This is a genomic window from Limnobacter olei (assembly GCF_029087225.1).
Classification (GTDB): Bacteria; Pseudomonadota; Gammaproteobacteria; order Burkholderiales; family Burkholderiaceae_B; genus Limnobacter; species Limnobacter olei.
Window position 1 is genome coordinate 141,626 of the sequence record NZ_JARFJD010000010.1, and the last position, 10,844, is coordinate 152,469.

At 52.2% G+C, this 10,844-nt stretch carries 11 protein-coding genes; 6 read left to right on the forward strand and 5 right to left on the reverse strand.

Features of this window, described 5'->3' with window-relative positions:
* Positions 1-68: 68 nt before the first annotated feature.
* The 6 genes from PY990_RS08000 to PY990_RS08025 all read left to right on the forward strand — a co-directional run bounded on the left by PY990_RS08000 (position 69) and on the right by PY990_RS08025 (position 7,086).
* Positions 69-2,051 carry a peptidase U32 family protein gene (locus tag PY990_RS08000; protein ID WP_275271163.1) on the forward strand — a complete coding sequence of 661 codons (1,983 nt, stop codon included), beginning with the start codon at positions 69-71 and terminating at the stop codon, positions 2,049-2,051.
* A 134-nt stretch (positions 2,052-2,185) separates the two neighbouring features.
* Positions 2,186-3,136, forward strand: a complete 951-nt coding sequence (gene pstC, locus PY990_RS08005; RefSeq protein ID WP_275271164.1) for a phosphate ABC transporter permease PstC — start codon at positions 2,186-2,188, stop codon at positions 3,134-3,136.
* 33 nt (positions 3,137-3,169) lie between these two features.
* Complete coding sequence (gene pstA / locus PY990_RS08010) at positions 3,170-4,057, forward strand: phosphate ABC transporter permease PstA (protein ID WP_275271174.1); 888 nt, start codon at positions 3,170-3,172, stop codon at positions 4,055-4,057.
* Positions 4,058-4,079: 22 nt separating this feature from the next.
* Complete coding sequence (gene pstB, locus PY990_RS08015) at positions 4,080-4,856, forward strand: phosphate ABC transporter ATP-binding protein PstB (protein ID WP_275271165.1); 777 nt, start codon at positions 4,080-4,082, stop codon at positions 4,854-4,856.
* 176 nt (positions 4,857-5,032) lie between these two features.
* Complete coding sequence (gene pstS, locus PY990_RS08020) at positions 5,033-6,064, forward strand: phosphate ABC transporter substrate-binding protein PstS (protein ID WP_413789512.1); 1,032 nt, start codon at positions 5,033-5,035, stop codon at positions 6,062-6,064.
* Positions 6,065-6,225: 161 nt separating this feature from the next.
* Positions 6,226-7,086, forward strand: a complete 861-nt coding sequence (locus PY990_RS08025; RefSeq protein WP_275271167.1) for a sterol desaturase family protein — start codon at positions 6,226-6,228, stop codon at positions 7,084-7,086.
* Here PY990_RS08025 and PY990_RS08030 read toward each other — a convergent pair.
* The 5 genes from PY990_RS08030 to PY990_RS08050 form a co-directional block, all read right to left on the reverse strand.
* A complete protein-coding gene (locus PY990_RS08030; RefSeq protein ID WP_275271168.1) occupies positions 7,055-7,741 on the reverse strand; it encodes an MIP/aquaporin family protein in 687 nt (228 codons plus the stop codon). The two genes, PY990_RS08025 and PY990_RS08030, sit on opposite strands and share 32 nt — an antisense overlap.
* Positions 7,742-7,747: 6 nt before the next feature.
* The gene (locus PY990_RS08035) at positions 7,748-8,236 is read right to left on the reverse strand and encodes an arsenate reductase ArsC (RefSeq protein ID WP_275271169.1); all 489 of its coding nucleotides are present in this window, start codon (positions 8,234-8,236) and stop codon (positions 7,748-7,750) included.
* Positions 8,233-8,733 (reverse strand): arsenate reductase ArsC, encoded by a 501-nt coding sequence (locus PY990_RS08040; protein WP_275271170.1) that lies wholly within the window; start codon positions 8,731-8,733, stop codon positions 8,233-8,235. Before PY990_RS08040 ends, PY990_RS08035 begins: the two co-directional genes overlap by 4 nt.
* Positions 8,726-9,061, reverse strand: a complete 336-nt coding sequence (locus PY990_RS08045) for an ArsR/SmtB family transcription factor (protein WP_275271171.1) — start codon at positions 9,059-9,061, stop codon at positions 8,726-8,728. The genes PY990_RS08040 and PY990_RS08045 overlap by 8 nt, the downstream gene beginning before the upstream one ends.
* A gap of 103 nt (positions 9,062-9,164) precedes the next feature.
* A complete protein-coding gene (locus PY990_RS08050; RefSeq protein ID WP_275271172.1) occupies positions 9,165-10,388 on the reverse strand; it encodes an alpha/beta fold hydrolase in 1,224 nt (407 codons plus the stop codon).
* Positions 10,389-10,844: the final 456 nt, after the last annotated feature.

A 10,844-nucleotide genomic window follows, 5' to 3' on the forward strand; every position in this document is an offset into this window, starting at 1 on the left:
GTTTTGCTTTCAATCAGACCGGCTTTTTGAAATAATGTTCACCCCTTGCCAGAAATATCAGTGAAATCATGAGTTTGTTGCCACACGAGTTGGAATTGCTAGCCCCCGCACGCGACGTGGAGATTGGTCGCCAGGCGATTCTGCACGGCGCAGACGCGGTATACCTGGGCGGGCCAGTGTTTGGTGCACGTGCCAATGCAGCCAATTCGGTGGCTGATATTGCAAAGCTGGTGGAGTTTGCCCACCGCTACCATGCGCGAATTTTCACGACCATCAATACTATTTTGCACGATGCCGAGCTTGAAGAAGCCCGCAAGCTGGTGTGGCAGTTGTATGACGCTGGTGTGGATGCACTGATTATTCAGGACATGGGTTTGCTTGAAATGGACTTGCCACCCATTCAATTGCATGCGAGCACACAGTGCGACATTCGCACCGTTGAAAAAGCAAAGTTTTTGGCAGATAGCGGTTTTTCCCAACTGGTGCTGGCACGTGAATTGACTGTTGAGGAAATCGCGGCGGTGCATGCGGCAGTGGGCGATTCTGCGACCATGGAATACTTTATTCACGGTGCGCTGTGTGTGGCCTTTTCGGGGCAGTGTTACATCAGCCATGCTGAAACGGGCCGCAGTGCCAACCGGGGCGATTGTTCCCAAGCCTGTCGCTTGCCTTACACGCTGACGGATCAAAGCGGCGCGGTGGTGGCGTTTGACAAACATTTGTTGTCGATGAAAGACAACAACCAAAGTGGCAACCTGGAGCATTTGATTGATGCGGGTGTGCGGTCCTTCAAAATTGAAGGCCGCTACAAAGACATGGCTTATGTGAAAAACATCACGGCCCACTACCGTATTTTGTTGGATGAAATTATGGAGCAGCGCGGCGAGTTTACCCGTGCATCCAGTGGCACAACCCGCCACTATTTCAGGCCCGACCCTGACCGCAACTTTCACCGCGGTTCTACAGATTACTTTGCCAGTGGTCGAAAAATCGACATTGGTGCGTTTGATTCACCCAAGTTTATTGGCCAACCCATCGGTCATGTGGTGGCAGTGGGCGACAAAAGCATCGACATACAAACCAGCGATGAGCTCAACAACGGCGATGGCCTGAACTTCATGCGCAAGCGGGAAGTGGTGGGTTTGCACGTGAACCGTGCCGAGAAATTGCACGGCAGTGCTGATGGTCAAGCGGTGTATCGCGTATTTCCAAAAGACCCAATCAACAGCTACGGTGGCTTGAAAGCTGGTTTGCCCATGCACCGCAACCGTGACCACGCTTGGGACATGGCGCTAACCAAGGAAAGTGCGGAACGCCGAATTGGGCTCTGGCTCACTTTGACTGAGTGGATGGAAGGCGATGTGTTGAAGGGCTTGCAATTGAGCCTGACCGACGAAGATGGAATAGCTGCGACTTCACAGCTTGATCTGAACCTCGAGTTGGCCAAGCAGGCCGACACGGCGATTGAAAGCATTAAAACCCACTTGGGCAAGTTAGGCGGCACGGATTATTCCGCGTTGGGCCTCAATGTGCATTTAAGCCAGCCCTGGTTTGTTCCTGCCAGCATGTTGAATGCCATGCGCCGAGAGGCCATCGAGGTCTTGAATGCCGCGCGAGTTGCTGCCTGGCAACGGCCTGCGCGCAAAGCGCCGGTGCTGCCTTATGTGGAGTACCCCGAAAAGTCGCTCAGCTTCCTGGCCAATGTTTACAACGACAAAGCGCGTGAATTTTACAAAAAACACGGTGTGCAGATGATTGCGGCTGCTTACGAGGCGCATGAGGAAGCTGGTGAGGTTCCTGTCATGATCACCAAGCATTGTCTCCGATTTTCATTCAATTTGTGCCCAAAACAGGCCAAAGGTGTAAAAGGTGTTCAGGGCCAGGTTAAGGCTGAGCCCATGGTTTTGGTCAATGGTGACCAAAAGTACACCCTGAAATTCGATTGCAAACCCTGTGAAATGCACATCATGGGTAAAATGCGCAAAGATATTTTCAACAGCCCGCCCCCATCGGTGGTGCCAATTACTTTCATGAAGCGCAAGCCAGCGTAGGCGTTTCGCCACGTTTCCGTGCCGTGATATTCGATTTCACGGGTACGTCAAATTTTTGTCATTTTTTTGTCATAATTCTTGGATACCCTTGCTGGTCTGCGTGAAACTTTCTGCTGGATTAACTACATAACCTTATGTCTGATACTTCGACGATCAAGGCCCCGACCAAACGAGGCGACGCCATATTCGGCGTGTTAACCAGCGGAGCGTCCATTTTCACCTTGCTGATGCTAGGCGGCATCATTGCATCGCTGATTGTGGCGTCTTGGCCCACCATCACCGCTTTTGGATTCGATTTTCTATTTACCGCCAATTGGGATCCTCCTATTGACGAGTACGGTGCCTTGGTGCCCATCTATGGCACGCTGGTTACTTCTTTCATTGCTTTGATCATCGCGGTACCGATTAGCTTCGGTATTGCGCTATTTCTCACCGAGCTTTCTCCGCCTTGGTTGCGCCGCCCGCTGGGCACGGCCATTGAATTGCTGGCTGCGGTGCCTTCGATTGTTTACGGCATGTGGGGCCTGTTGGTGTTCGCACCCATTTTTGCCAAATATGTGCAGGGTCCTATGAATGCGACCATTGGTCAGGTACCGGTCATTGGCGCCTTGTTTTCTGGTCCGCCCATCGGTATCGGCTTGCTAACCGCAGGCGTTGTGTTGGCCATCATGATCATTCCCTACATTGCTGCGGTGATGCGCGATGTGTTTGAAGTAACCCCGGTGATGCTGAAAGAAGCAGGCTATGGCATGGGTTGTACAACGTGGGAAGTGGTGTGGAAAATTGTGCTACCCCACACCAAAGTGGGTGTAATTGGCGGCATTATGCTGGGCCTTGGCCGTGCCTTGGGTGAAACCATGGCGGTCACCTTCGTGATCGGCAACACCAATTACCTGAATGACATTTCCCTGTTCTCGCCTGGCAACAGTATTACGTCTGCACTGGCAAACGAATTTGCTGAAGCAAGCCCTGGCTTGCACACTTCGGCCCTAATGGAATTGGGCCTGATACTGTTCGTGATTACCTTCTTTGTATTAGTGGCTTCCAAGCTGTTGTTGGCCAAATTGTCGAGCAACGGGAGATAAGCCATGAGTAGCATTTATACCGACCCGACTGCCATGCCGAAAGATAATGTGGTCACCACAGTGGCCACTGACGAGAAAATGCGCGTGAAGATGCAGGCCAAGCGAAAGCTGGTTAATTCGGTTGCCCTGACTTTGTCGTTGGCCGCGATGGCTTTCGGTCTGTTTTGGTTGATCTGGATTCTGTACACCACAGTAACTCTAGGTATCAATGGTTTGTCATGGGACCTGTTTACTGAAATGACCCCCCCGCCCGGTGTTGAAGGCGGTGGCTTGGCCAATGCGATTACCGGTACCTTGTTGATGGTGGGTTTCGCCACTTTGTTTGGTACCCCTTTGGGCATTCTTGCGGGCATTCACCTCGCTGAATCTCGCAAAGACAACAAGCTTGCCGCTTCGGTACGCTTTATTAACGACATCCTGTTGTCGGCCCCATCAATCGTGATTGGTTTGTTTGTGTATGCCGTCATGGTGCGTACGATGGGCCACTTCTCTGCCTGGGCCGGTGTGGTGGCATTGGCATTGATTCAAATCCCGATTGTGATTCGAACCACCGAGAACATGTTGCGGCTGGTGCCGGATGCGCTGCGCGAAGCAGCCTTTGCATTGGGAACGCCAAAATGGAAAATGGTGATGTCTATTACGGTCAAAGCCAGTTACGCGGGCATTCTCACCGGTATTTTGTTGTCGGTTGCACGCATTGCTGGTGAAACTGCGCCGTTGTTGTTTACCGCGCTGTCGAACCAGTTCTGGAATACCGACATGATGAAGCCGATGGCGAACCTGCCCGTGATGATTTTCAACTTCGCGCTCAGTCCATTCAAAGAATGGCAGGAGCTGGCTTGGGCCGGCGTATTCCTGATCACTGCGGGTGTGTTGATTCTGAACATCATCGCGCGTTCATTGCTGAAAAACTCGAAATAATTGACCTTTGAAGGCCTAGACCATGTCTACGATTGACGTTGAAGAAAAGATAAAACTTGAAGTGAAGAACCTGAATTTTTATTACGGTTCATTCCATGCGCTGAAATCGGTCAATTTGAGTATTCCTGAAAAGAAGGTTACCGCGTTCATCGGACCCTCTGGCTGTGGCAAGTCAACATTGTTGCGCGTGTTCAACAAGATGTATGCCCTGTACCCCGAGCAACGTGCCGAGGGGCAAATCCTGATGGACGGCGAAGACTTGATCACCAGCAAAAAAGACATCGCCTTGATTCGCTCTAAAATTGGTATGGTGTTTCAAAAGCCAACCCCATTCCCGATGTCTATTTACGAAAACATCGCCTTCGGTGTCCGTCTGTTTGAGAAGCTGTCCAAGGGCGAGATGGAGGAGCGCGTAGAGTGGGCGTTGACCAAGGCTGCTTTGTGGAAAGAAGTAAAAGACAAGTTACACCAAAGCGGCAACGGCTTGTCGGGTGGTCAGCAGCAGCGGCTGTGTATCGCCCGAGGCATTGCCATTAAGCCCGAGATTTTGCTGCTTGACGAACCTTGCTCAGCATTGGACCCAATTTCAACCGCAAGTATCGAAGAGCTGATCACTGAGCTGAAGGAAGATTACACCGTTGTGATCGTGACTCACAATATGCAGCAGGCCGCGCGCGTGTCTGATTACACTGCGTACATGTACTTGGGTGAGTTGATTGAATTTGGTGTGACCGATCAAATCTTCCTGAAACCAAGGAAGCAGGAAACTGAGAACTACATTACAGGTCGATTCGGCTAAGTAATAAGTCGAGTAAACGGTAGCCAAGTGCCTGAATTTTCTGCAAAAAAACCACATTCGGGATGCCTGGTGTGGTTTTTTGACATTTATGTTAACGCCTTATATCTGTCATGATTCTGAAACATTTGTTAGGCACTATGACCGTACTTTAATAAGTGAGGTGAAAAATGTTCAACATCAAAACAATCGCTACAGCGATTTCCGCAGGCGCCTTGGCCCTGAGCATGACTTCTGTGAACGCCGCTGAAATTACTGGTGCTGGCGCTTCATTCCCCGCTCCTGTTTACGCAAAATGGGCTGATGCTTACAACAAAGAAACAGGCAACAAAGTGAACTACCAGTCCATCGGTTCCGGTGGTGGTATTAAGCAAATTACCGCAAAAACCGTTGATTTTGGCGCGTCTGATGCGCCTTTGAAGCCAGAAGACCTGAAAGAGAAAGGCTTGATGCAGTTCCCAACCGTGATCGGTGGCGTTGTGCCTGTGGTGAACCTGCAAGGCGTGGCCCCAGGCCAGATGAAGTTGACTGGCGAAGTGTTGGCCAACATTTACCTGAACAAGATTACCAAGTGGAACGACAAGGCGATTGCTGAATTGAACCCTGGCGTGAATTTGCCCGACCAAGACATTAGTGTGATTCGTCGTGCAGATGGCTCCGGTACCACCTTTATTTTCACCAACTACCTGAGCAAGGTAAGTGCTGACTGGAAGAGCACCGTTGGTGAGGGTACTGCAGTGAAGTGGCCAGTAGGTTTGGGTGGCAAGGGTAACGAAGGCGTTTCTGCTTTTGTACAACGTGTACCAGGTTCAATTGGTTATGTTGAGTACGCTTATGCCAAGCAAAACAAGCTGACACACACACAGATGAAGAACAAAGACGGCGCCTTCGTACAGCCTGAGGATGATTCCTTCAAGGCTGCCGCAGCTGGTGCAGACTGGTCCAACAGCTTCTATGAAATTTTGACAGAGCAACCAGGCAAGGCTTCTTGGCCAATCACTGGCGCCACTTTCATCCTGTTCCACACACAACAGGCTGATGCGGCGAAAGCGTCTGAAGTATTGAAGTTCTTCAACTGGGCATACGCCAAAGGTGACAAACTGAGCTCTGACCTGGACTATGTTCCACTGCCAGACGCCACAGTGAAGTTGATCGAAAATGCATGGAAGTCTGTTAAGACAACCGACGGCAAGGCGATTGCATTGAAGTAAACATCAACCCAGGTTGATCGGGAAGGCTCCGGTTTTAACAAACCGGGGCCTTTTTCCATTGGAGATGTCGGCAAAGTTGGTATTGAGCGCTCACGGATACAAGGTTACGATACGTTGCAACAAATGCATTTTCTGTAATGTTTCGTTGAGTGAGCGCTGCAATGACCTTGCCCGATTATGAACAGTGGACCCTGCTGATGTATGTGGTCGCTATTCCGTACTTTTTCTTAGCCATGGCCATTGAGGGTTGGGCCATTCGCAAAAAGCCCAGTGGTTTTTATGCGGGTTATGAACTGAAGGACTCCTTGTGCTCAATCGCCATGGGAGCGTTGAAGTTGGTGACCATGGGCCTGAGTGTGTTTTGGGCGTACCCCGTGATGCTGTGGTTGTTCGAATACCGCGTAGTGAGCTGGGATGTCTCCTCCTGGTGGTTTGTTCCCCTGTTGTTGGTGGCAGACGACTTTTGTTATTACTGGTATCACCGTGTGGCTCATCGTTGTGCCGCATTCTGGGCTGAACATTCCAACCACCACACCAGCGAACGCTATAACCTGAGCACTGCCTTGCGCCAGTCTGTGTTGGGCCCTTTCTATACCTTTGTTTTCTGGCTGCCTTTGCCCCTGCTGGGCATGGACCCTTTGGTGGTGACTTTTGCACACACGGTAAATTTGCTCTACCAGTACTGGATTCACACTGAAACCTTCGAGGTGCATGGCTGGTTTGAAAAAGTGTTCAACTGCCCGCAGCACCACCGCTTGCACCATGCCAAGAATGAGGAGTATCACGACTGCAATTACGGCGGAATTCTGATTGTATGGGACCGCTGGTTTGACACCTACCGTGAATTTGTACCTGGAGTGAAGCCTGTTTACGGCACGCTGACGCCCGTGTTGACCACCAACCCGTTGAAACAGGCGGTGGCAGGTTGGGGGCATTTGATTGAGAAGCTGAGGGCAGCCCCCGACTTCAAAAACCGGGTGTTGTGCTTGATCAAGCCGCCGGGTTGGGTACCTGAGAAGTAAGGGTCGAATTGTTTGATCCAAAGGCCTTGTACAAAACCAAGGCCAACAGGCCGCCAATTACCTCAAACACCATGTAAGCGGGTACGTCGCCCGGTGCAATGCCGGCAAAGCTGTTGGAGAACTGCCTGCCAAAAGCGGCGGCGGGGTTGGCAAAAGAGGTACTGGAGGTGAACCAATAGGCCGCGCCGATGTAACAGGCCACCATGCCAGAAACCCGTTCTGCCTTGGCCATGAGAATGACCAGCAACAGCCCCGCAGTGGCCACAATTTCACCGGTCCAGATTCCCCAACCTGTACGAGCTTTTTCAGAGAACTGAAGGAGCTGCATATCGAACATTTGGTGAACCAGAATGGCACCGAAGAATGCACCAGCCAGTTGCACGATGATGTAGGGCAACAGTTCAGAACCCGGTTGGCGTTTCAGTAAAACCATGGTGAGTGTGACGACGGGGTTGAAGTGCGCACCGCTGATGGGGCCAAATACTTCAATCAAAATGTAAAGGCCGAACACGGTGGCCAAGGTGTTGGCGATCAATGCCACGCCGTTGTTGCCCTCGGACAGGTTTTCGGCCATGACGCCCGAGCCAATCACGATGGCTAGCAGCAGTAGGGTACCCAAGAATTCAGCACCCAAGCGTTTGGATAAGGAGTACATATTGATTTAGCTCCGTGCGATGGCGGCCAGTGCGGTGTTCAGTTCTGCGGTGCTCATGGTGCTCAAAGGCAGCTGGATGAGTTGCATCATCTTGAAGCTGATGGCCTGCCTTGTCAGCTCGAACGCGCGAGGCTTGTTTTCTTCAACTTCATTGGAGGGATCCGGGTAGCCCCAGTGGGTTTTCACTGGGCTACCGGGCCAATAGGGGCATTGCTCGGCGGCCGCGCTGTCGCACACGGTGATCACAATGTCGATTTTTGGTGCGCCGGGCTCGGTAAACACATCCCAGCTTTTGCTGGTGTATTGGCTGGTGTCGATGCCGACATTGGCCAAGGCTTGCAGGGCGTATGGGTTCACGCGACCACTGGGCGCGCTGCCAGCGCTGAAGGCCTTGATGTCTTTGCCGTACTGCCGGGCGAGGTGATTCAGCATGCCCTCGGACAGCACACTGCGTGCAGAATTGTGGGTACAAAGAATGAGTACGTTGGTGCTCATGAAGATACTTTTCCTATTTGTTCGACTTCGTGTTGAATAGCCAGTTTTTCAAGTTTTGCAATGGGCAGGGCCAGCATCAGTTCAATACGCTTGCGAAGCAGCAGGCCCACATTGCGGAATTCATGCAAGATGTGTTCATGATCGCCCTGAGCTTTGGCTGGGTCGGGCGCACCCCAATGCGCCAAGATTGGCTGACCCGGCCACACGGGACACACTTCGCCAGCCGCTTGATCACACACTGTGAAGACGAAATCCATTTGGGGGGCGCCAGGTGCAGCAAACTCATCCCAGCTTTTGCTGCGCAAATTGCTGGTGTCCATTTCCCAGCGTTGCAGCACTTCAAGGGTGTAGGGGTTGACCCGGCCGGCTGGAAAGCTGCCTGCAGAATAAGCCTTGAACTGACCACGGCCCAGCTGGTTCAGAATGGCTTCTGCAAAAATGGAGCGGGCTGAATTGCCGGTACAAATGAACAGCACGTTGAATGTTTTGTCACTCATGGTGAGCCTCGTTGTGGTGTGGTGCAGTAACAGGTGTGCAGCTTTGACCTTGGCAACAGTTCTCGGTGAGGTAGGCGATGACGCCATTCATATGGGCAAACTGAGCGCTGTAGATCAGATTGCGTCCGTCGCGAATGGGTTGAACCAAACCGGCGTTGCTGAGTTCTTTCAAATGAAAAGACATGGTGGCTGCAGGAATGTCCAGGCGCTCGCAGAGTTGCCCAGGTGTAAGGCCTGTGGGGCCAGTGACCACCAAGGCTCGGAACACCCGCAAACGCGAGCTGTGTGAGAGGGCGGCCAATGCTTTGATGATATCGTTTTCTTCCATAATTCGATAATAGTGGAAATATCGAATTATTGTATGAAGGTTTTGTGACAAATGTAAAAAAGAGGCTTCTTTAAAGCGCCTGACTCAAGCGGGCTTGCTTGGTTCAGGCTGCCTTTTTGACTGCTGGGCTTTTTGCTGAGGTGTTCCGGGGCCTGCACGTTTTGGGTGCGGGTTCTTCCACCTGTGAGTGGCCGCGTAGCCAATCGGCCGCTTGTTTCCAAACATGTTCCCGAGCCTGGCTGCCCAGAATAACGCCCATGTGCCCGCCAGGGGCGAGCAAAAAAGACTTGTCTTTCGAGGCCACCATCTTCAGGCTTTTCTTGGCCATGCTGGCAGGCACCAGGTGATCGGTTTCACCTGCAAACACGAGCATGTTGGCGGTGATGTTCCCCAGATCGGAAATTTGATCCCCAATTTTTACTTTGCCATGCGCCAGTTTGTTGTCCACAGCAAAACGAATCATGAAGTCGCGCACCACACCGCCGGGATACAGCATCATGTTGTTCAGGTAATCGGCCGTAGTGGTGTGTTGTTCAACGAAATCACGGTCATTCAGGCGGGTCAGCAGGTCCCAATAGGTGGTAATGCTGGCCACCGGCGCAGTGAGTTTGAACCCCAGGCTGACCATCCAGCCGGGCGGGCTGAAGAGGGTTGGGTTAATGCGATCCAGCCTGAATTCGCTGTACTTGCGAATGAAACGTGCTGTGACGTTCAGTGTGTTGGATGCAAAGGCCATGATGTTTTTGCCGTCGCGCAGATCGATCGGGCTGGCCACCGTGACCAGGTTGCGAATGTGTTTGTCATGCCCGTAGCCGGCGTACAGCAGGCACAGCAAACCGCCCATGCACCAGCCGAACATGGACAGTTCTTTGGAGCCACTGTGCTTGCGCACTGCTTGCAAAGCCTGACCCATCATGACGTTGCTGTAGTCGAACAGGCCCAGGTGGCCGTCTTTGCGCTCCGGTTTGCCCCAATCGACCAGGTACACGCGAAACCCCGCCTCTACCATGGCTTTCACCAGACTTCGGTCGGGCATCAGGTCGAATGTTTCCGTGGTAACGCCCAGCGGGGGTACCAAGACCAATGGCACCGCGTGCTGGCGATTCGTAGGCGCCTCGATTTCGCCTTCGGCAAGGCTGGCTGCTGGAGTACTTGCTGTGGGGGCGTAGTAGCGCACGCGCATGGGCAAGTGTTCGGCAATCACTTCGTATTCAGTTTTTCCTGACTGGATCAGGATTTCCTTTCGAAAAAACCAATCCGCCGCATTGGTCGCGGTATTGACGGCCAACTCATTGATTTTCAGGGCGGTTTTGAATAGTTTTTTCACGGTTGCTGCGGTGCAATGTTGAGATGTTCGAAGTTTATACGCACAGTGGGGCGTTTCGGATGAGGGTTTACTCTAAATACAGATTTCTGATCCCAACTTGAAGGTATGCTGCTGTTTGTAGCCTACTCGGCATGGGTTGCTTGTGTCTCACAGTACAGGTTTATTGGGAACTGAACTTGAATGGTCACCGCTGGCGCAACGCCCATTCGGCGGCGGTGTTTCGATCGCCTCGCCTTCAAGAAAACCTGCCCTTGCGTGCCGAGCAGGGCCGTTGTTGACCAGCATGGGCGACAGAGAACGGACCCGACCCGTAGTTTAGGAGGGTCGTTCTCAGGCATCGCAAGGCTCAGCAAGGGGAGTACAGGTTTTCTGGCGAGAGATCGGAACCCAAGCCGATTGGGCCAAGCAAACCAGCAAGCGAGCAATCAGCCTTCCATGCTCGCCCAAAGCCCGCTC

Coding starts and splice junctions, on each gene's coding strand:
- PY990_RS08000 (WP_275271163.1), top strand. CDS start 69: ATGAGTTTGTTGCCACACGAGTTGGAATTGCTAGCCCCCGCACGCGAC.
- pstC (WP_275271164.1), top strand. CDS start 2,186: ATGTCTGATACTTCGACGATCAAGGCCCCGACCAAACGAGGCGACGCC.
- pstA (WP_275271174.1), top strand. CDS start 3,170: ATGCCGAAAGATAATGTGGTCACCACAGTGGCCACTGACGAGAAAATG.
- pstB (WP_275271165.1), top strand. CDS start 4,080: ATGTCTACGATTGACGTTGAAGAAAAGATAAAACTTGAAGTGAAGAAC.
- PY990_RS08025 (WP_275271167.1), top strand. CDS start 6,226: ATGACCTTGCCCGATTATGAACAGTGGACCCTGCTGATGTATGTGGTC.
- PY990_RS08030 (WP_275271168.1), bottom strand. CDS start 7,741: ATGTACTCCTTATCCAAACGCTTGGGTGCTGAATTCTTGGGTACCCTA.
- PY990_RS08035 (WP_275271169.1), bottom strand. CDS start 8,236: ATGAGCACCAACGTACTCATTCTTTGTACCCACAATTCTGCACGCAGT.
- PY990_RS08040 (WP_275271170.1), bottom strand. CDS start 8,733: ATGAGTGACAAAACATTCAACGTGCTGTTCATTTGTACCGGCAATTCA.
- PY990_RS08045 (WP_275271171.1), bottom strand. CDS start 9,061: ATGGAAGAAAACGATATCATCAAAGCATTGGCCGCCCTCTCACACAGC.